Here is a 21,084-nt window from a genome sequence, read left to right as displayed (position 1 = left end):
GACTGACTAAAGATGGGTGCGGCGGATATGTTCCAATAAACCTGCCGCCGCATCCTCTACCATATCCAGCACGCGCTCGAAGCCGCTATTGCCCCCGTAATAAGGGTCAGGCACTTCATCCACATTCCAACGGCTCGCAAACGTCATAAACAAATGCAAACGTTCTTGCTGCGTACCATGAATCAGTGCCTGCAAATCTTGCAGATTATTCCGATCCATCGCCAGAATGTAATCAAAGCGTTCAAAATCAGCCACACTCACTTGACGCGCACGTTGCGCCGACAAATCCACCCCACGGTCTTTTGCCGCCGCCTGTGAACGCCGGTCTGGAGGATTGCCTACGTGATACGCATGAGTCCCCGCCGAATCAATCAGAATACGATCAGTCAACTGTTGCGAATTCACCAGCGCTTCAAACACACCTTGCGCCGTGGGTGAACGACAGATATTGCCCATACAGACAAACAGAACTTTAACTTTTTCCATAAAATCACACTGCCCTTAACATTTAAGGTTTTACAAAACCGAACAACCCTATAATCGGTCAACTGACAATAGAGTACAACATGACGGCATGGCACAACTATTAACACCTTTGCACGGCTATTTATCCAAAATACAGGCGGGCGAAAAGCGTTTCGCCAAGCGGCTGGAGCAATGGCTGGAAGACGATTACCTCTGCTGGTACGACCTGCCCGTCGGCAAACGTCAGCGTTACGCCGATTTTATCATCGTACATCCCTTGCGTGGCCTGCTGTTGCTGGAGGTAAAAGACTGGAAGTTGGATACTATCCACAGCATTGACAAGCAATTTGCTACTTTGCTCACCTCCAACGGCTTGAAGCAGGTATTCAACCCCTTGGAACAAGCACGGCAATGCGCCTACCAATTAGTCAATCAGCTCGAACAAGATCCTCAATTGCTCAGCCATACCGGCAGATACCGGGGCAAACTGGCTTTTCCCTATGGCTATGGCGTCGTACTCACCAACATTACCCGAGAACAGTTTGAGGCAACCGATCTGAAAGAGGTGCTGCCGTGGAACCGAGTACTGTGCAAGGATGAAATGTTCGAGTCCACCGCCCCGGAAGATTTCCAGCAATGCCTGTGGAACATGTTTGAGTACCAGTTTCCCAAACCGCTGACACTGCCCATGCTTGACCGGATACGCTGGCACCTGTTCCCAGAAATCCGTATAGGCGCAACACAGGGCTGCTTGTTTGAAGATAGCGCGGAGTCTTCAGAAGCTGATTCCGCCAGCTTGTTACCCGACATCATGAAAGTCATGGATATGCAGCAAGAGCAACTTGCCCGAAGTCTGGGTACTGGGCATCGGGTAATTCACGGGGTAGCGGGTTCCGGCAAAACCTTGATTCTGGGGTTCCGCTGCCTGTACTTGGCCAGCCTGTTACACAAACCGATTCTGGTGTTGTGTTACAACATTGCCCTAGCGGCACGGTTGCGGGTATTGATGCAGGAACAAGGGATTGCTGACCGGGTGAATGTTTACCACTTTCACGACTGGTGTGCGGAATTGCTGCGCCACCACCACGTTGACCCGCCTGCTTATGGCGCTGACTATCTGGGGAAACTGGTGCAAACCGTTATCCAAGCCGTCGCCAGCGGGCATATTCCGCGTGGGCAATACGGCGCGGTGATGATCGACGAAGGCCACGATTTCCAACCTGACTGGCTGAAACTGATCAGTGGCATGGTTGACCCAGAAACCGATTCCCTGCTGTTGTTGTACGATGATGCCCAATCCATTTACAGCAAAGACAAGGGGCTGAATTTCAGTTTATCCAGTGTCGGCATCAATGCACGAGGGCGTACCACCGTGCTAAAACTCAACTACCGCAATACCGATGAAGTCTTTAGTTTTGCCCATCACTTTGCCAGATCTTACCTGCAAGCCCTCGATAGTGATGAAGACCACATACCCCTGCTAACCCCACAATCTGCCGGGCGGCACGGACTCGAACCCGAACTGCGTCACTTCGACAGCTTTAGCAAAGAAACCAGAACCATCGCGCACTGGCTGCAACACTGGCACGACAACCGCAATATGGCATGGTCGGAGATGTGTGTTGTTTACCGCCACACACCACAGGGCAGGCAACTGCATGAGGCGTTACAAACCGCCGCCATCCCCTGCCAATGGTTGGATTCGAGCAAAACCAAAAAACAGTTTAACCCCCATGACGACAGCGTGAAGCTGATGACCATGCACAGCAGCAAAGGGCTAGAATTTCCACTAGTCGTGGTGGCTGGGCTAGGTTTCATGCCCGAGGAAGGCCAGGATGTGCAGGCGGAAGCCAAGCTGTTGTACGTTGCCATGACCCGCTCGACCGAAAAGCTGTTGCTGACATACCATCAGGAAACAGTTTTCACGCGTCTTATGCAAGGCCATCAAACAGAACTCGTCGCAGGCTAATGCTGCCGTTTGGCCGGGTGAACATGGATATGCCCCGGCGGATGTTTGATCACAATCGGCTGGGCACAATGCGGGCAGTTGGTATAGGTTTGCAAACGGGTTTCCTGCTTAACCTCTTCAAAGATCAAATGCGCTTCCGCCCGGCTGATGCCAATCGTGACCCGCATTTTTTCCAGATAACGTAGGCCGCCGAAATCCAACTTACCGTTTTCCATGGTACGCACCAACTCAGTACGAAAACGCTCCCCACGCCGCTTCAACTCATTGATCATGCCAGAGGCCAGAATAGCGGCTGGCAAAGCTGCCACTGCAATCCCGGTCACGATAATGATGCCACTGAACACCTTGCCGACTAAGGTTATTGGCACAACATCACCATACCCAACAGTTGCCACAGTAACGGCTGACCACCATAAAGCGCGTGGAATACTCCCGAATTTATCAGGCTGGATATGCCCTTCCACTAAATAAATACCTGTAGCAGACAGCAGCACCAACATACACAGAATAAACAGGGCAGACACCAAATTGTCTGCCTCTTGTCGCAACACCGTCAATAACAGATCCAGCGAATGGGAATAACGGGTTAGCTTCAACAAACGCAGTAGCCGCAAACTGCGCAATACCCGTAAATCTGCCACACCCCAAAAAAAACTCAGGTAAAACGGCACAATAGCCAGTAAATCAACCAAAGCCATCGGTGTTAGCATGTAACGCCCCCGCCCACTAATCGGATGCTGAAAGTGGAGCTGCTCAGCTTCGGTACAAACCCACAAGCGCAGCACGTATTCCAGCGTAAAAATACTGACAGAACTCGCTTCAAACCACGTAAAAAAAGGCTTGTAAGCCTGATATAGCGAGTGTTCAGATTCCGCCACCACTGCCAGTACATTCACCCCCACCAGCAGCATCAGAAAGCGGTTAATCAATAGCGCCCCTACACCGCCCTTTTGTTGCTCCAGCGCCAGATACAACCAGCGCTGGGCATTATTAAACGGTGCTCGACTCACAGATGGCGACGAATTTTCTGATACAACTCAGCGAGTTCCTCACCCAACTCATGCACCTCCTCCATCACTTCAAGACGAATATCTCCCACCTTGTCAGTAATTTTGTGTTGCAGCTTGTCCACATCTTCTCCCAAATCGTGGATTTCCGTCTTGGCTTTCAGGTTCCATTCCCAGCCAATATCGCGTAAACGCAACTGCATGTTTTGCCATTTGGTTTCAGCCTGCTCCAACTCTTCACGCGCTTCCAGACCCAGCAAATGCAGGCGTACCCGCAACTCGCCACGCTCACTGCCCAATGTTTCAAGCAATTGCTGTAATTTTTCTTTCATGATGCGACCTCCATTGATAATGTCAATTAACTATAACCTTCTCGCTCGAATTAGGCACTGCCATTGATCAAGGAATGGAACTTTTCAGCACGAGCAAGGCTCTTTGACTTCCTCCCCTCCCTAAAGGAAGGGAATTCCTAATTCATCGAGAACAGGACAACGACACCGAAATGCCATCACCGCTAACATTCTCTCCAAAGGCTAACACCGCCAGTCCGGCGGCTAAAATGTTACGTGCTGCATTCACGTCACGGTCATGGGTTGCGCCACATTCGGGGCACTCCCAAGACCGCACGTCCAGCGGCATGTTTGCTTTCACGAACCCGCAGCCGTTACAGCGTTTGCTGGAAGGGAAGAAACGGTCGATTTCGACATACGTCCTACCTGCCCAGTTGGCTTTGTATTCAAGCTGGCGGGTGAATTCCCCCCAACTTGCATCGGCAATGTGTTTGGCCAGTGTCGGGTTCTTAATCATGTTTTTCACGGCGAGGTTTTCAGCGCAAACGACTTGGTTCTCGTTAATCAGTTTGCGGGACAGCTTGTGCAAGTTGTCCGACCGGCAATCGGAAATCTTCGCGTGAACACGGGCGACCTTGCGTTTGGCTTTCAGCCGGTTCTTGCTGCCGAATTTCTTCTTGGCAAGACGGCGTTGGTACTTCGCCAGTTTAGCTGCGTGTTGGGCGGTGTGGCGGGGATTGCCGGACTTGAAGCCGTCGCTAGTGACGAACAAATCCTTGATGCCCACGTCAATGCCAGCCTTTTTGTTGGTGACGGGCAATAGCGTGGATTCAAATTCACACAAGCAGGACACGAAATAGCGTCCGGCCTGATCTTTGGAAACAGTAACGGTGGTCGGGGCAGCAGGAAGTGGCTGGCTCCATCGAATGTCCAGCGGCGCAGCGCACTTAGCCAGCTTCAACTCACCGTTGCGGTATGTAAAAGCACGGTAAGTAAATTCTGCCGACTGGCGGTGCTTTTTGGATTTGAAGACAGGGTATTTTGCCCTGCCCTCAAAAAAGTTCTTGAACGCGGTTTGTTGGTTCCGCAAACATTGTTGCAGCGGAACACTGGAAACGTCGTTCAGAAAAAGCAGTTCGGGCAGCTTCTTGATGGCTGTTAACCGCGCATTAGCATCCAGGTAACTGACTTTTTCCTGAGTCTGATCGTAAGCATCCGTGCGGTAACGCAAGATGCTGTTGTACACGTAACGCACACAACCAAACGTCTGCGCCAGCAACTTTTCTTGTTGCGGGTCTGGGTAAAACCGGAATTTGTAGGCGCGTTTCGTTGGCATGACTCACAGTGTAGTCCATGCCGTGTTCGTTGTGCCTGTTTAACCAAAATAGCGTAAACGAAAAGAGGAGCGAGAACAGGGTCGGCTCCGCCGACGCGCTATCCCTCCCCGACCTGAAGGACGGGGTATCTCGCGCAAGACGGATGAACCTGAATCCACGCAGGTATTCTGGCGTGAATACCTTTTCCATTTTACAAGAAAACAAAGGCTTATCATGAAAAAAATAGTATTGTCGCTGGCGATCATCGCTGGCTTGGGGTTATCTGCGTGCGCACCGATGAACCAGCAAGTTACCTCCCCCACTCCCAGCTCCATTCCCACTCCCACTCCCACCGTGGTTCCCGCCAAAGATCTGAACTGGATTGCGGACAAGGTTTACAAAAACGAAACCAGCGGCAATCCGACCTTGCTGGTGGTCTGGAACGACCGCGAAGAATTCGCCTCCCTCGGCATTGGGCACTTCATCTGGTATCCTGCCGGGAATCGTGGGCCTTACACCGAAACCTTCCCCGGCCTGATCGACTATACCAAAGCGCAGGGCGTACCCATTCCAGCATGGCTGACCAACCGCCCCGCCCGCAGCGCCCCCTGGATCAACAAAGCAGCCTTTGAACGGGCACGTAACGACCCGGAAATGCAACAATTGCGCTCATTCCTGCAACAGACCATGAATATCCAGGCCAATTACATGTCAGAACGTCTGACCCGCGCCTTGCCAACCATGCTGGCACAAGTCGCGCCACAGGATCGTGACCGGGTGCTCAACAATTATCAAGCCATCGCAAAAACCCAACGCGGCCTCTACCCACTGCTGGATTACGTCAACTTCAAAGGCGAAGGTACTAGCCCAACCGAACGCTACAACGGGCAAGGCTGGGGTTTGTTGCAAGTATTACTGGCCATGCGTCCGGTAACGGCAGGCCCTCAAGCACTGGATGAATTTGCCCGTGCAGCCGAAGAAGTGCTCACTCGCCGTATCGCCAATTCCTCGCCAGCACGTGGCGAAGCCAAATGGCTGCCCGGCTGGCGCAACCGCCTGAACACTTACCGCGCCCAAGCCTTATTGAGTGCTTACTAACGCTATTCATCAGTAACCGCTTATCTTCAAAACCTTAGCGGTGGGAGATGTCAACCTTGCTACGCCAGCCTCGTCTGGCGTATTTTTTGGGCACAATTAATTAAAGAATTTTTTCAACGGACTGAACCAAACAAGGACTGATGACATGCAAACCATTGACAATAATGCCCGCTCCTCATCGCAAGGATATGGGCAAACTTCCAGCTCTAGCAGCAAATCCAACCGTAACCAAACCGTAACACCACAGGCCATCGGTGCACTGTTTCAATTGCCCGACTACAACGGTGGCAACAAAAACCCGTTACAAAGTATTTTCAACTTGATCCAGCAATTGATTGCACAACTGCGCCAAAATTGCGGCAATGCATCCAATACCACTGAATACCGCAGCATAGATGGCACCGGTAACAACAAGAAAAATCCTGAATGGGGTTCCGCCAACCGCAGCGACTTGCGCAAAACCGTTCCACAGGACAGCAGCCGTGAACCCGGTGGCACAACTGAACAACGCCTGCCAAACCCACGCGATGTCAGCAATGCGGTTGTGGCACAGGACGGCAACACGGCTAATAGCAAGGGTCTGAGCGATTTGTTTTGGATGTGGGGGCAATTCCTCGACCATGACATAACCCTGACACCCACCAGCGCCGACCCGGCAGACTACGCCAATATTGCCATTCCCGCAGGCGACCCGTACTTTGACCCCAACAATAGCGGAACCGCCAGCCTGAACTTTGCACGCAGCATCAGCACTACCGATGCTAACGGGCAAAGCCAGCAAACCAATGCCATCACAGCCTTCATTGATGGCTCTAACGTTTATGGCTCTGATGCTGCCCACGCTGATGCACTGCGCTCTCATGAAGGTGGCAAACTACTGATGTCCACAGGCGACATGATGCCGATGGAAAATAACCAGTTTATTGCCGGAGATGAGCGTGCTAACGAAAACATCGGCCTAACCTCCATGCAGACCCTCTGGGTACGCGAACATAACCGTCTGGCTGACGAACTGGCGCAACAACACCCCAGGTGGAGCGATGAGCAAATCTATCAAGAAGCCCGTAAAACCAATGTCGCCGAGATGCAAGCCATTACCTATAACGAATTCCTACCTGCGCTGCTAGGTGATAATGCCCTCCCCCGATACACAGGCTACAAAGCCGATGTCAACCCTGAAATCGACAATGCCTTTGCTACAGCCGCGTTCCGTCTGGGGCATTCTATGCTCTCCTCCACGCTGCTACGACTGGATGAAAATGGTCAGGAAATTCCTGAAGGCAACGTAGCACTACGGGATGCCTTCTTCCGCCCGGATAAAGTGCAGGAAGCGGGTATTGACCCTATCTTGCGTGGTGCTGCCTCCCAAACCGCGCAAGCGGCCGACCCGATGATTGTGGATGATGTGCGTAACTTCCTGTTCGGGCAACCGGGCGAAGGTGGGTTTGACTTGGCTGCCCTCAATATCCAGCGCGGGCGTGACCACGGCTTGGCAGGCTACGGCGATACACGGGAAGCACTTGGCCTGACACCTGTCAACAGTTTCGACTCCAATGTCTGGCGTGAAGGCTTCGGCGCAAAACTGGCAAGCGTTTACGACAGCCCGGCGGATGTGGACTTGTGGGTAGCGGGTTTGGCGGAAAAACCGGCAGGTGATTCTCTATTTGGCGAAACATTCACTGCGATTCTGACTGACCAGTTCACCCGTTTACGTGATGGCGACCGTTTCTTCTACCAAAACCAGTTCTCGGGGCAACAGCTCAAAGACCTGAACAACCTAAAGCTGTCTGACATTATTGAGCGCAACACTGACTTCGACAACGTGCAGGAAAATGCGTTTGTGGCATCCAATAGTCACCTGAGTGTACAGCCACAAGCTGCAATAGCGACGACAACGACCAGCAGTTCCCAGCAGTCGCCGGTCACTCAACGTAGCAGCAGTGTCGTCCAATCACTCGGCGTGAATACCAACCGTTCATCAATGAGCGATATGAGCCAGCAAATGATGCAGTCTGACAAACCTCTGACTGCACAGCAAATCCGTGACCTGATGCAATCCGTCAGGAATGGGTTTCTTGGCTAAACACTTGCTGTAATAAGTCGATCATGACGCAGGTATGCTTGCCTGCGTCACCGCTCAATACGGTAAACGGCTTATCTGGCTCGCCAAACTGGTCAACCACCAAAACTGCCTTGCTGAAATCATGGTCACGGGTGTAGTCATTGATGGTCACAATGGTTTTCAGATTAGCCGCCGTGGAAGAACGGATGCCATTGTCGGAATCTTCAAACGCCAGACACTCTTCAGGCTGTAAGCCCATCATCTCCATCGCATACAGGTAAATATCCGGCGCGGGCTTTTTCTTCGGCACAATATCACCGGCAGCAATGCACTCAAACCAGCCGATAGATGCCTCACCCAAGGTGGCTTTCAACAGGTAAGTGACATTTTCCGGGGTCGTGGTGGTAGCAATTCCCAAGCGCAACCCGGCAGCACGCGCTTCACGAATCAGGCGTTCCGCCCCCACCCGCAATGGAATTTCACCCGCTTGCAACATGGCCAGATAGAAATGGGTTTTGCGCTTGTGCATCCGCGCCGCGAACTCGGCAATGCCCTCTTCCGGGGCGAAATCCGGCAGGTATTTTTCCACAAAATAGCGGATGCGCTCTTTGCCACCCGTTACCGTCAACAGGTCAGCATACAGCTCGACACTCCAATCCCAATCCAGACCGGCTTCACGGAAGGCTTTATTAAAGGCTGGGCGGTGTCCGTCACGTTCGGTGTCGGCGAGGGTTCCGTCTACGTCAAACAGTAGTGCAGTCAGTTGTGGCATGGTGGTTTCCCTTGGTTTACGTTAGGCAAGATTCTAGCCCAATGGCAAAACCGAAGAAAATAGCCCATGCGTGCTATGGCTGACTCAAGCCTGGCTGTCCGCCACCTGTTTCATTTTGTTGCGATCCATGATCTGGATGGCTTGCTGCCGTTCTTCCACCAGCCCCTCGCGTTTCCACTGGGCGAACAGGCGGCTGACGGTTTCGATGGTCAAGCCCAGCAACTGAGCGATTTCGAGGCGGGAAAGTACCAATGGTGTCCAGCGGCTGGCGGACGACGTGGTGTTACACCATGCTAACAGGAAAGAGGCCAAGCGTTCGTCAGAGCGTTTTGCACCCAGTTCCAGCAAGCGCTCATCTGCGTGCTGTAATTCCTTGATGCAGCGCACCATGATCAAACGTTCGACTTCAGGGCGACGCGCTCCCAGTGCATCCAACTTGTCGACAGCAATGCGGCAAACGGTAGCACGCTTCAGCGGCACGGCACTGTGGTTATAGCGGATGTCGACCAGCCCATCAAAGCCAAAAATTTCGCCCGCTTTGACAACCCGGATAATCTGGTCTTTGCCGCTGAACGTGGTTTTGAATAGTTTGACGTACCCTTCGCGCAATAGATAAATATGCTGCGCACTCACGCCCGCTGCGTAAATGGTTTCCCCCGCGTTGTACTCAATAATGTCGCTATCCACGGCCTTCAATGCCTCACTGAAAGCATCCCCCAGCTCTGCAAACAGGGCGAATTCGTGTACTGGGCAAGGTTTCAGTTGCCCGTTGTTTTGCTGTAAATGCATATCTAATCCTTCCTGTATCAGCCCTCAGTATTAGAGATTGCTGATACTGGCGCATTGCGCTTTATCAAGGATTTCAGGTTTTTATTTTTTCAACCAACAACTTGCCACTAACCGATAATTGTTGGTAATGACCCTTGGCTGCCAGCAATTGCGCGTGCGTACCGGACTCGATGATACACCCTGCGTCCATGACGTGGATGCTGTCCATCTGCTCCAACCCGTGCAAACGGTGGGTAATCAGTAACAGGCTTTGGCGCTGGGCAGTGGCGTGGACGACCAGATTTGCCATCACTTGTTGCGCGGTTTCCGGGTCAAGCCCTTCGGTGGGTTCATCGAGAATCAGCACCGCAGCGTTTTTCAGCACGGCACGCGCAATCGCGATGCGTTTCGCCTGCCCACCCGACAAACGCACCCCGGTTTCACCCGCCCAAGTATCGTAACCTTGCGGTTGACTGCTGATGAACTCGTGGATCAACGCCAATTGGCAGGCGGCATCGAGTGCTTCTTGACCCGCATCCGGGCGTGCTAACAACAGATTTTCACGCAGGGTGGTGTTGAACAAATGGGTTTGCTGCGATACGACTGCAATGTGTTGACGTAAAACTTCACCGTGATACTGCTGAAGCGGCTGCCCATCCAGCAGGATTTCGCCACTAACAGGTTCGCGAAAACGCAGCAACAAGCTGGCGAGGGTACTTTTGCCCGACCCGGTAGCCCCAACGATGGCCAACTTGTGCGCGGGGGGAAGGTCGAGCGAGATATTGTGGAGAACGTCAGTTCCCTCAGGCTGATACCGGAAATCCACATCCCGAAATGCAAAATGCAGCGTTTCCGGCACAGGCAACGGCTGTTCTGGCTCGGCCACCGCTGGCGGCATATCAGCCAGACTAAAAATACGCCGTGCTGCCGCGAGGGTTTCACCCAATGTCTGGAAAGCCAGTGGCAACGGCATCACCGCCTCAAAACTCGCCAACGCAAACAGCGCCAGCATCGCCAATTGCGGCGGCAACAATTTACCTTCCGACACCAACGGAATCGCCACCAGCAACATGCCCCACATCGCCAGATTGGCACACAACCCCAAAGCACCTTGCGCAATGCCTTGCAGGCCGCTCATTTTTTGCTGTTGCGCCGCCAAATCCTGCGACAACTGGCGAATGTGTGCCGCATGGGCATCCGCCGCGCCATACACCAGCAATTCGCCCATGCCCTGCAAGTCGTTGACCAACGCCGAACGCATCTGTGCGGCCGTCGTCACCATCTGCTGCCCGGTGCTTGCCCCCCAACGGTTCATCAACCACGGCACCATGACCCCGGCAACCATCAGCAAGGTGAATTCCACCAGCGCCAGCAACGGGTCGTAAAACCACAGCACCAGCACAAACACCAGCGTTGCCAACATTGCCACGACCACCGGCACTAACAGACGCAAGTAAACATTATCGAGCTTGTCGATGTCAGCACGAATACGGCTGAGCAAATCACCGCTGCGGTAAGCTTCCAGCCGTGCCGGGGCAAGCGGTTCCAGCTTCTGGTAAAACCACACCCGCAATTCGGAAAGGATGCGGAAGGTGGCTTCGTGCGTCACCAGCCGTTCCCCATAGCGCCCGGCAGTGCGGGCAATCGCCGCAAAACGAATCAGCCCTGCCGGGGTGAAATAATTCATGCTGACACCGGCAACGCCCGCCATCGCCATCGCCGTGATGAACCAGCCAGACACCGCCATCAGCAAAACATTCGCCATCAGGGTAACAAACGCCAGTAACATGCCCAGCAACATCCAGCCCTGATACGGTTTGAACAGGCGCAGTAAGCGGATCAGGTCTTTCATGCTTCACCTCCGTAGGCGTTCACCATCTGCTGGTAGACTGGCGAGGTTTGCAGCAATTCGGCGTGCGTGCCGGTTTGCACCACTTGCCCGTCATCCATGACGGCGATGCGGTCGGCATCCTGCACCGTGCGCAAGCGGTGGGCAATCATGATCAGGGTGCGCCCAACCGCGAGTTTTTGCACGGCTGCTTGCACCAGGGTTTCGCTTTCGCGATCCAGATTCGCGGTGGCTTCGTCGAGAATGACCAGCGGCGCATCCTTGAGGAAAGCGCGTGCCAAGGCAATCCGCTGGATTTGCCCGCCTGACAAGCCTTGCCCCGCTTCGCCGATTACCGTGTCGTAACCTTGCGGCAAGGCACGGATGAAGGCGTGCGCCTGTGCCTGTTCCGCCGCTGCTTGCACTGCGTCAAGGCTGGCTTGCGGCTGACCGAGACGGATATTGTCAGCCACCGTGCCGGGGAACAGTTGCGGCTTTTGCGGCAACCATGCGAACTGCTTGCGCCATGTTTCCGGTGCAATGGTGTTCAACGGTGTATCGCCGAGCAGGATTTGCCCGCTTTGTGCTTGCAAAAAGCCCATCAGCAAGTTGATCAGCGTGGTCTTGCCCGCACCGCTGAGACCGACCAGCGCGAGGGTTTCACCGGGGTGAATCGTTAGGTTCAAGTCCTTCACGCCTTGGCGACCGTCGGGGTAAGTGAAGGTGAGATTTTGCAAGTGAATAGGGGTATGAGTGTTGGCAGATATGACATCCCGCGTCCCATCCCGCGTCTCGACCGTTTCCCCCAATATCGCCACAATCCGTTCTGTCGCGCCGATGGCTTGCATCCGCGCGTGGTATTGCGTGCCCATATTGCGCAGCGGCAAGTAGAATTCAGGGGCAAGTAACAGCACGAAAAAGCCGTAGAAGAAGTCCATTTCCCCCCAAAACAGGCGGAAACCGATCAACACCGCGACAATCGCAATGCTCACGGTGGAAAAGAATTCCAGCACAAAAGACGACAGGAACGCGACCCGCAGCACCGACATGGTAGCCAGCCGGTGTTGGTCGGAAATTTGCGCCACCATCCGCGCTTCACGACGGCTAGCGTTAAATAGCTTGAGGGTGGTCAAGCCCTGAATCACGTCGAGGAAATGGGCGCTCATACGTGCCAGCGCTTGCCATTGCTGCTGGTTGCGCTTCTCCGTGCCTTTGCCGATCAGAATCATGAACAGCGGAATCAGCGGCGCAGTGCCGAGCATAATCAAGCCAGAAATCCAGTCATTGGCAAACACAAACACCAGTAAAGCCATCGGAATCAACGCCATCAACGCCATCGCAGGCACATAGCGGGCGTAATAGGCTTCCAGCGCTTCCACCCCGTCACTGAGGGAATTGATAATGTCGCCGGAACGTTCGCCACTCAACCACGCCGGGCCCAGTTGCTGCACCTTCTGGTAAAGCTGTTCACGAATGGCGAGTTTCACCTGAACCGCTGCATGAAACGCGGCCTGTTCCGATGCCCACGCCAACCCGGCACGGCATAGAAAAATGGCCAGCATTCCCCATAGCCACGGCATCACATCGGGCAATGTGGCCTTGCTGAAAACGACAGCGTTGACGGTTTTCGCCAATAGCCATGCTTGTCCAATCAGCAATAGGCCGGAAACGAGGCCAATGGCAACCGCCGCTTTTAGCCAGAAACCCGAGTGGGTTTTCCAGCTTTTCAGGGCATTGGTGATGGCGGGGTCGGGTTTGTGGGGTTTGTCTTGTGTGCTCATGGCGGGGAGTGTAGCAGTTACGAAAAGCTTATTGAATTTCCATAAAAAAGGCTGCGTGAACAGCCTTTTTGTATCAAGTGATAACGCGAGAATATTACATATTCGTCGTCAACAAACCCTTGGTCTCTTTCTTTGACTGCTTGGCGACTTTCTTTTCCTTCGCTGTCATGACCGGTTGTTTTTTCGTTTCTTTATTACTTTTCTGTGCTTTGCTCATGATCGTATGCTCCTAGTAATTTGTGGGTATTCCTGCTCAGTAAGGTACTGATGGTACGTAAAAATTACTGGATCCTGATAAAATAGCGATTTCTCATTCTACCACAAAAAACCCTTTGCTTATTGAACTTTCACCACGTAGTGCCTGTTGTAATGAGTTCATCCAGCACTTGGTAGTTGGCTTCACGGTCACCGCCTTTGCCCATCACGCTTTGAAACAGCTTCGGGTCATCCGCCAGCATTGAATTGGCGAAATGGTCGTATTCGTCGATCAACAGGAAGATTTTTTGCCCACGGGTCGCACTAAAAAAGGCTTCCATTTTTTCGTAGGAAGAATAGCTTTTATCAACACTGGCAATGGCTGCGGCTGGGTAAGCGTAGCGTTCTAGCGTGCTTTTCAACGCCACATCGACTTTATGCGTAAACGAACGCTCGACTGACTCCGCGCTATCCGGCGCAATCCCGCTGAACTCCATGAACAGCACCTGATAGCTGCTGCGCGTCGCGGTGGGGTGTTACCCGATGTGGAGTTGGGAAAAGATTGCGTCGAAATCGGCTTGGTACTTTACGTCGTAGACAAAGCCTTCGGTGATGACTTTCTTGAAATTGCTCAAGCCGTAGGGGATTTTCATTGTATTTTCACCACATTCAGTTGTTCACTATCGGTCAGCACCACCCACGCGCTGAGTTTGGGCAATGTGGCGATTTCGGGCACAGACAGATAGCCCTGCACTTGCGTAATACCCTCTTCCCGCTTGGCTTCCCAGCCTTTCACACCTTCGGATTTTTTGGCGTATTTCAGTTCGATCAGATGCTGATGCGGCACGGCATACGGGCTGCGCTCCAGCAACAGGATGTCGGGGTAACGGTGATTCATTTCGCGCTCACTTTGGATGTAATACACCGGCGAATGGTAGAGCAGCGTCAGCAGCAAGGTTTTGATGTGCTTTTCATCCATCTTCATGAAATCGCGGTTGGAAAGCACCTGTAGTACCCGCTGCATCTCATCCATTAACGGCTGGATATTGTCATCCGCAGCCAAGGATGCCACTGCCGATGCTAAGCCACGATTGGGAATCTCAATCTGGTTACGGCGCTCCAGTTCCGCTTTGAAATACTGGAAATACATCTCTTGCATCACATGGTTGGGGATAGCAAACACCTCACCAGCCAACTCTTCGCGTTGCAGTGACACAAACCCCATATAGGCTAACAAGCTGATGAAATCATCCCGAAAAAAACCTTTGTCAAAATCAAATTTTTCCGCCTGTCGTGCGATGACTTCGCCCGTGTTGAGCAACTCATCCAGCACCTTGTAATTGTCTTCACGGTCGCCGATGCCGAACAAGCCCATTAACTTGCCATAGTCGGAGGCAATATTCGCATCCAGCATTTTTTTCGGATAAGCACAGCGTTTTGTGTCGAAATTATCCAGAAAATACAGCACCATATTGGCGTTATAAACCGTTTCAGGGGCATCCGCGTGGAAGCGGTAGCCATTGTACCAGCGGGTCACATCATTCAGCAACACTGAGGCATCCAGATGGCAATCGACCGCTAAAGGCTGGAGTAAACCCGCTACTTCATCCTTGGTAAAACCGACGGCGGCATTGAAGTCTTCTTGTAACGACAGGTTTTTGCCGATATTAAACCCACTGGTCAGGCTATCCAGCATGATCGGCGTAACCCCCGTGATGAACAAACGGTCTACCGTGCCGCGCTGGGTGGCGGCCTTGATGGTTTCGTAAAAACTGCGCACGAAACCACCCTTGCCGACGATAGTTTTGAACAGCGGCATATTCTCCGCCAGTATCGAATTGGCGAAATGATCGTATTCGTCGAGCAACAGAAGCAGCTTCTGATTGGCTGTTACCCCAAAAAAATACTCCATTTTCTCGTAGGGAGAAGTCATTGCAGCAACTCCAGCCTGCGCTTGTTGCGGATACTCGTAACGTTTGAGGAAGTTTCGCAAAGCCACATCGACTTTGGTATTGAACGCACGGTAAACCGATTCCGCGCTATCCGTCGCAATCCCGCTGAACTCCATGAACAGCACCTGATAGCTGCTGCGCGTCGGGGTGGGGTGTTGCCCGATGTGGAGTTTGGAAAAGATTGCGTCGAAATCGGCTTGGTGTTTTACGTCGTAGTAATACTCCAGTGCCGAAATGAACAGGCTTTTACCGAAACGGCGCGGGCGCAACAGAAAGTGATACTGCCCATCATCCTCTAGCGCGGCGATGTAGGCGGTTTTGTCCACATAGACAAAGCCTTCGGTGATGACTTTCTTGAAATTGCTCAAGCCGTAGGGGATTTTCATTGTATTTTCACCACGTCCAGTTGTTCACTATCGGTCAATAACACCCACGCGCTGAGTTTGGGCAATGCAGCGATTTCGGGCAACTGCAAATAGCCTTGCACTTGCGTAATGCCTTCTTCCCGCTTCGCTTCCCAGCCTTTCACCCCCTCGGACTTTTTCGCGTATTTCAGTTCGATCAAATGCTGGTGCGGCACGGCATACGGGCTGCGCTCCAGCAACAGAATGTCGGGGTAACGGTGATTCATTTCGCGTTCGCTTTGGATGTAATACACCGGCGAATGGTAGAGCAGCGTCAGCAGCAGGGTTTTGATGTGCTTTTCATCCATCTTCATGAAATCGCGGTTGGAAAGTACCTGCAACACCCGCTGCATTTCATTCAGCAATGGCTGGATGTCGTTTTGCAACGCCAACAGTTCAATGGCTTGCGTCAAGGACTGGTTGGGAATGCTGATCTGGTTGCGGCGTTCCAGTTCCACCTTGAAGTAGTGGAAATAGAGTTCGCGGATCACATGGTTAGGGATGGCGAACACCGTTTGCGTCAGGGAGCTACCGCTAATGGTCACAAACCCCATGTAAGCCAGCAGGCTGATAAAATCATCACGGCTGAAATTTTTGTCCAGCTCAAACTTGCGTTGCTGTTGGGCTTTTACCGTGCCAGTCGTGACCAACTCATCCAGCACTTGGTAATTGGCTTCACGGTCGCCGATGCTGAACAATGCCATGATTTTGCGGTAATCGGAGGCGATATTCTCGTCCAGCATTTGTTCGGGGTAGCTACAATTTTTTACGCTGAAATTACGTAAGAAATACAGTGTCATGTTGGCGTTGTAGACCGTCTCGAGGGCTTTAGGGTGGAAACGGTAGCCGTTGTACCAATGCGCCAAGTCGTTCAGTAAAAGCCCCGCATCCAATTGGCAAGTATCCACCAGCGGTTGTATTAGTGCCGCGACTTCGGCTTGGGTGAAACCCATCGCTGCATTAAAGTCCTCATTCAAGGACAAATTCACCCCGATATTGAACCCGCTGGTCATGCTGTCGAGCATCAACGGGGTAACACCTGTGATGAATATTCGGTCTACTGTGCCGCGCTGAGTCGCTGTTTTAATGGTTTCGTAAAAACTGCGCACGAAACCACCCTTCCCCATCACGCTTTGAAACAGCTTCGGGTCATCCGCCAGCATCGAATTGGCGAAATGGTCGTATTCGTCGATCAACACAAAAATCTTTTGTTCTTCAGTCGCTTTGAAAAAAGATTCCATCTTTTCATAGGGAGACGGGCTTTGCGCAACACTGGCGATGGCTTCAGGCGGATAGTGATAACGTTTAAGGGTGCGTTGCAAAGCCAAGTCAACTTTATGGGTAAACGCATGGTAAACCGATTCCGCGCTATCGGTGGCAATCCCGCTGAACTCCATGAACAGCACCTGATAGCTGCTGCGCGTCGGGGTGGGATGTTGCCCGATGTGGAGTTGGGAAAAGATTGCGTCGAAATCCGCTTGGTGTTTTACGTCGTAGTAATACTCCAGTGCCGAGATGAACAGGCTTTTACCGAAACGGCGCGGGCGCAACAGAAAGTGGTACTGCCCATCGGCTTCTAACGCGGCGATGTAGGCGGTTTTATCAACATAAACAAAATCTTCGGTGATGACTTTCTTGAAATTGCTCAAGCCGTAGGGGATTTTCATGGCACGTCCTGCACGGTGGTGATGTGTCAGATGATAGCATATTGCTGTGAGTCGGGCGGTGTTGCCACCAACAAAGACGATGCCCATAAAAAATAATGCACATACCGTTCGTCGGCTGTATACTCTTGCGCAATTGATTAGCAAATGGGGAAATATGCCATGATGATGACAAGTTATTGCATAGCACAGGTGGTTTCGTATACTGAAAAACTGCTTTCGCATAGCTTGTTAGACATAGCTTCAGTTCAATAAACTGTTGACAGATGTATCACCCCAATATTTCTATTCCATAATTATTTACAGGAGTACTTAATGAATTATGAAAATAAAATAAAAAAATTGTGGGAAAATCTAAATCCTTCATCACCATCTGAAATAACACACTTATTCGTTAATATAAGAATATTTCGTAACTACTCAGTCTCCTGAAAAATCAGCTATGCTACCCGTATGAACCAACTCCCACGTCCGACACGAGAAAGTCTCCAGCAGTTAAGCCACGCCGATTTGGTGGAGTTGGTATTGATGCTATTTGAGCGCATTGATCAGTTGACTGCCCGCGTGAATGAACTGGAATCACAGGCCAACAAAAACAGCAAGAACTCGCATAAACCGCCGTCATCGGATGGACTGAAACGCCAGCCCGCACAGCCCCGCCAGCTAGGGCAACGCCCTAAAGGCGGGCAACCGGGTCACAAGGGCCATAGCCTCATGATGCACCCATCGCCTGATCATGTGGAACATTATGGTATCGAAGGGCATTGTGAATGCGGCTTACCCTTGTCCGAAGCCCTGCTCGACACAGGTGAACGCCGCCAGCAATGGGACATCCCGGCTCCGCAAATCGTGGTGACAGAATACCGCCAACTCATTGGCACTTGTAGCTGCGGCAACGTTCATAAAGGCAAGTTCCCAACGTCCCTGCCGCCTTACATCAGTTACGGCGCACGTCTGAAAGCCTATACGGTGGGTTTAGTACAAGGTCACTTCATTTCGCTGTCACGGGTAACGGAGATTGTGTCCGACCAATACGGAGTCAAGCCTTCCGATGGCAGTGTGCAACGCTGGATCGGTCAGGCGAGTGAAAACCTTGCGACAACGTACACGGACATTCGGGACACCATCAGCAGCAGTGCCGTGGCGAACTTTGATGAAAGTGGTATCCGAGCGCAAGGCAAGACCCAATGGCTGCATGTGGCAGCCACCCCGGAAGCCGTTTACTACACTGCCCATGCACGGCGCGGACAGGAGGCAATGACGGCGGCGGGAATCCTACCGGTATTTCAAGGCGTTGCGGTTCATGATCATTGGAAACCTTATTTCCGCTTTGATCATGTGGTACACAGCCTTTGCGTAACGCATCTGCTGCGGGAGTTGAACTACTTTGATGAAACCCTCAAGCATCAATGGCCAGCACAACTCAAACAAGTCTTGATTGATGCCAAAACAGCCGTGGCACAGGCAAAAGCAGTACAACAAACGTCACTGTCGCCGGAGCAAATTGCCGACGTGGAGCAGCGTTATGACCAATGGCTGAACCACGGACTGTTGATTTTCCCCGAACAACCCAAAACCAGCCCTACTAAACAAGGTAAAGCCAAACAAGACCCTGCCAGAAACTTGTTATGCCGTCTGCGCGATTTCAAGGATTCGGTGTTGCGATTCATTCAGCGGTTTGACATACCGTTTGACAACAATCTGGCTGAACGAGCTGTTCGACCCGTCAAAGTCAAACTCAAGGTGGCGGGTGGATTCCGGGCAATGGGCGGTGCTGATGCTTTTTGTGTCATTCGTTCTGTGTGGGAAACTGACAAACTTCAGGAACGAAATCCGTTTGAGTCCCTCAGAGCGGTTTTCGGATAGACTGAGTAGTTACATACATTCAAGCAAATCCCCTGAAAATTTGATTGGAAACAAATAACCTATGACACAACCCTATTCCCGAATCTTTTTACTCAGCCATATGCGAGCCTACAGCAGTACGTTGAGTCATATTATCGGCTCACACCCGCGTATCAATGGCTATTACGAAATGCACCAAAGCTACCTCAGCGCATCTCTTTATACACAAATCAGTCCTTCCCCCAATTCACTAGCCATCTGAATCCCATAAATACAGTCCAGCACCCTTGAGTCATCTCTTTATACACAAATCAGTCCTTCCCCCAATTCACTAGCCATCTGAATCCCATAAATACAGTCCAGCACCCTTGAGTAGCCCAACCAGATACTTTTAGCTCCCGGTTCGCCATCGCATTTTCTGCCCAGAAAGCCCCCCAGTTCTGCCAGATTGCGGATCACTTGATTGAGGGTAGGTATGCCATCGGGCAGTGCTTTTTTGCCGAGCCGGAAGGATACTTTCCATTCCAGCGGGTCAAACACCAGCTCAGCCGGAAGTTCTGGGCAGGTACGCCCCAACCGCATCAGAAACATAATCCGCCAGGCCACCATGATGTAGAGCGCGAGGGCTTTTTCGATGCGCTCTTTAGTGTCCAGTTGCAGTTTTTCGACGCGACAGCCAACTTTCAGGACATCAAAAAACATTTCGATTTCCCAACGCGCCCGATACCAGTCGATGAGTTCACAAGCGGCATCGGCGGTCTCTACACAACGGTTGGTGACTAAACGCCAAATGAGGGGCGATTTTCCGGCGGGTGGGTTGATTTCTTTGGCTTGAACCAAGGTCAATAGCATCGGGTGCTTGCTCTTGGGACGCAGGGTATAACGTAACACCTTGATTTCCTGTACCACTTTGCGGGCTTTTTCACCCTGCTTGCGCGGTTTGGTAAAGGTGATGCGGGTCAACGCCTGTTGTTGCTCAATGGCATCCCACAGTTTGAGGTCATCTCCTAAGGCACGGTTATGTTGCGCCCGTATCAGCAGGTCAGCCGGGTAATCCAAGGCTTGTGCCCGTTTGAGCAAGTCGTAAAAGTCGCTTTCACGGTCGCCCGTATAGATGAGCCGGTGTCCGGGGCAGCGTGCCGCCAGTTCGGCTACCCGTTCATACCCTTCGATCCAGCGACGGCTTTCTTTGATGCTGGGGTTCGCTTGGTCGGCGGCTTTGCTCAAGCCCGTGACCACATCCACGTATCGGTGATGCCCAACGGCAGGCGTTCCGGGGTGATACACAAGGTCGGAGCAGGTACATCCCGCGTTGCTTATCGTAGGATAACCGCCCCAAGCCCTCGGTTTCCTGTCCATTGAAGTCCAATTCGGTGGTGTCTTGAATGCACAGGATAATCTTCGAGTCTTGTTGACGGATTCGGCACTCTGTCGCTTCAAAGTGGGATGCCATCAAAGCATCATGGCTCACCGCCTCATTCCAGAAGAAACGGTACGTCGCCAAGGTACTTGACCAACTCTGGCAAGCCTTGGGGAGGCTGGATTGGGGCGCTTTCAGCATGGCATTGAGAATATGGGCGGCGCGTGTTTCGAGGCGCTTGTCTCCCAAATCAAGATCGGTGAGTTCGCTAGATGACCAGTTCATAGGTGAAAATTGCTTATCTTACA

17 protein-coding genes and 1 pseudogene are annotated in these 21,084 nt (G+C 52.2%); 4 read left to right on the top strand and 14 right to left on the bottom strand.

The window, feature by feature from the left end:
* Positions 1–6: 6 nt before the first annotated feature.
* On the bottom strand, positions 7–486 hold the full coding sequence (locus J9253_RS02580) for a low molecular weight protein-tyrosine-phosphatase (RefSeq protein ID WP_210223173.1): 480 nt from the start codon (positions 484–486) through the stop codon (positions 7–9).
* 88 nt (positions 487–574) lie between these two features.
* On the opposite strand from J9253_RS02580, the gene J9253_RS02575 reads away from it, so the two are divergent.
* The gene (locus J9253_RS02575) at positions 575–2,434 is read left to right on the top strand and encodes a 3'-5' exonuclease (protein ID WP_210223172.1); all 1,860 of its coding nucleotides are present in this window, start codon (positions 575–577) and stop codon (positions 2,432–2,434) included.
* Here J9253_RS02575 and J9253_RS02570 read toward each other — a convergent pair.
* The 3 genes from J9253_RS02570 to J9253_RS02560 form a co-directional block, all read right to left on the bottom strand.
* Positions 2,431–3,444: a potassium channel family protein gene (locus J9253_RS02570; protein WP_228291482.1), complete on the bottom strand. Its 1,014-nt coding sequence runs from the start codon at positions 3,442–3,444 to the stop codon at positions 2,431–2,433. The genes J9253_RS02575 and J9253_RS02570 overlap by 4 nt on opposite strands.
* Complete coding sequence (locus J9253_RS02565; protein WP_210223171.1) at positions 3,441–3,773, bottom strand: hypothetical protein; 333 nt, start codon at positions 3,771–3,773, stop codon at positions 3,441–3,443. The genes J9253_RS02570 and J9253_RS02565 overlap by 4 nt, the downstream gene beginning before the upstream one ends.
* Positions 3,774–3,915: 142 nt before the next feature.
* Positions 3,916–5,067: an RNA-guided endonuclease InsQ/TnpB family protein gene (locus J9253_RS02560; RefSeq protein ID WP_210223170.1), complete on the bottom strand. Its 1,152-nt coding sequence runs from the start codon at positions 5,065–5,067 to the stop codon at positions 3,916–3,918.
* 214 nt (positions 5,068–5,281) lie between these two features.
* Between J9253_RS02560 and J9253_RS02555 the strand changes: the two genes are divergently transcribed.
* Both J9253_RS02555 and J9253_RS02550 read left to right on the top strand, forming a co-directional pair.
* Positions 5,282–6,145, top strand: coding sequence for a hypothetical protein (locus J9253_RS02555; RefSeq protein ID WP_210223169.1), 864 nt, complete (start codon positions 5,282–5,284; stop codon positions 6,143–6,145).
* Between the two features lie 145 nt (positions 6,146–6,290).
* A complete protein-coding gene (locus tag J9253_RS02550; RefSeq protein WP_210223168.1) occupies positions 6,291–8,228 on the top strand; it encodes a peroxidase family protein in 1,938 nt (645 codons plus the stop codon).
* Here the strand turns inward: J9253_RS02550 and J9253_RS02545 are convergent.
* The 8 genes and pseudogenes from J9253_RS02545 to J9253_RS02515 all read right to left on the bottom strand — a co-directional run bounded on the left by J9253_RS02545 (position 8,206) and on the right by J9253_RS02515 (position 17,574).
* A complete protein-coding gene (locus tag J9253_RS02545) occupies positions 8,206–8,979 on the bottom strand; it encodes an HAD family hydrolase (RefSeq protein ID WP_210223167.1) in 774 nt (257 codons plus the stop codon). The two genes, J9253_RS02550 and J9253_RS02545, sit on opposite strands and share 23 nt — an antisense overlap.
* A gap of 84 nt (positions 8,980–9,063) precedes the next feature.
* Positions 9,064–9,768, bottom strand: coding sequence for a Crp/Fnr family transcriptional regulator (locus J9253_RS02540; RefSeq protein WP_210223166.1), 705 nt, complete (start codon positions 9,766–9,768; stop codon positions 9,064–9,066).
* Positions 9,769–9,841: 73 nt separating this feature from the next.
* Entirely contained in the window at positions 9,842–11,599 is a 1,758-nt protein-coding gene (gene cydC / locus J9253_RS02535) for a thiol reductant ABC exporter subunit CydC (RefSeq protein WP_210223165.1), read from the bottom strand.
* Positions 11,596–13,356 (bottom strand): thiol reductant ABC exporter subunit CydD, encoded by a 1,761-nt coding sequence (gene cydD, locus J9253_RS02530; RefSeq protein WP_210223164.1) that lies wholly within the window; start codon positions 13,354–13,356, stop codon positions 11,596–11,598. Before cydD ends, cydC begins: the two co-directional genes overlap by 4 nt.
* 94 nt (positions 13,357–13,450) lie before the next feature.
* Positions 13,451–13,573: a hypothetical protein gene (locus tag J9253_RS21095; RefSeq protein WP_266097369.1), complete on the bottom strand. Its 123-nt coding sequence runs from the start codon at positions 13,571–13,573 to the stop codon at positions 13,451–13,453.
* 130 nt (positions 13,574–13,703) lie between these two features.
* Positions 13,704–14,063 (bottom strand): annotated as a pseudogene (locus J9253_RS02525) (AAA family ATPase); the annotation flags it as partial.
* 137 nt (positions 14,064–14,200) lie between these two features.
* The gene (locus J9253_RS02520) at positions 14,201–15,889 is read right to left on the bottom strand and encodes an AAA family ATPase (RefSeq protein ID WP_210223162.1); all 1,689 of its coding nucleotides are present in this window, start codon (positions 15,887–15,889) and stop codon (positions 14,201–14,203) included.
* On the bottom strand, positions 15,886–17,574 hold the full coding sequence (locus J9253_RS02515) for an AAA family ATPase (protein ID WP_210223161.1): 1,689 nt from the start codon (positions 17,572–17,574) through the stop codon (positions 15,886–15,888). Before J9253_RS02515 ends, J9253_RS02520 begins: the two co-directional genes overlap by 4 nt.
* A 450-nt stretch (positions 17,575–18,024) precedes the next feature.
* Between J9253_RS02515 and tnpC the strand changes: the two genes are divergently transcribed.
* Positions 18,025–19,437 carry an IS66 family transposase gene (gene tnpC, locus J9253_RS02510; RefSeq protein WP_210223160.1) on the top strand — a complete coding sequence of 471 codons (1,413 nt, stop codon included), beginning with the start codon at positions 18,025–18,027 and terminating at the stop codon, positions 19,435–19,437.
* 279 nt (positions 19,438–19,716) lie between these two features.
* On the opposite strand, the gene J9253_RS02505 is transcribed toward tnpC, so the two are convergent.
* Positions 19,717–20,661 carry an IS4 family transposase gene (locus tag J9253_RS02505; RefSeq protein WP_456121743.1) on the bottom strand — a complete coding sequence of 315 codons (945 nt, stop codon included), beginning with the start codon at positions 20,659–20,661 and terminating at the stop codon, positions 19,717–19,719.
* Positions 20,576–21,061: an IS4/Tn5 family transposase DNA-binding protein gene (locus J9253_RS21425; protein ID WP_456121742.1), complete on the bottom strand. Its 486-nt coding sequence runs from the start codon at positions 21,059–21,061 to the stop codon at positions 20,576–20,578. Before J9253_RS21425 ends, J9253_RS02505 begins: the two co-directional genes overlap by 86 nt.
* Positions 21,062–21,084: the final 23 nt, after the last annotated feature.

The organism is Thiothrix litoralis (assembly GCF_017901135.1).
Classification (GTDB): Bacteria; Pseudomonadota; Gammaproteobacteria; order Thiotrichales; family Thiotrichaceae; genus Thiothrix; species Thiothrix litoralis.
The sequence above is the reverse complement of the archived record's forward strand: the minus strand, read 5'-3'. Positions and strand labels throughout refer to the sequence as shown.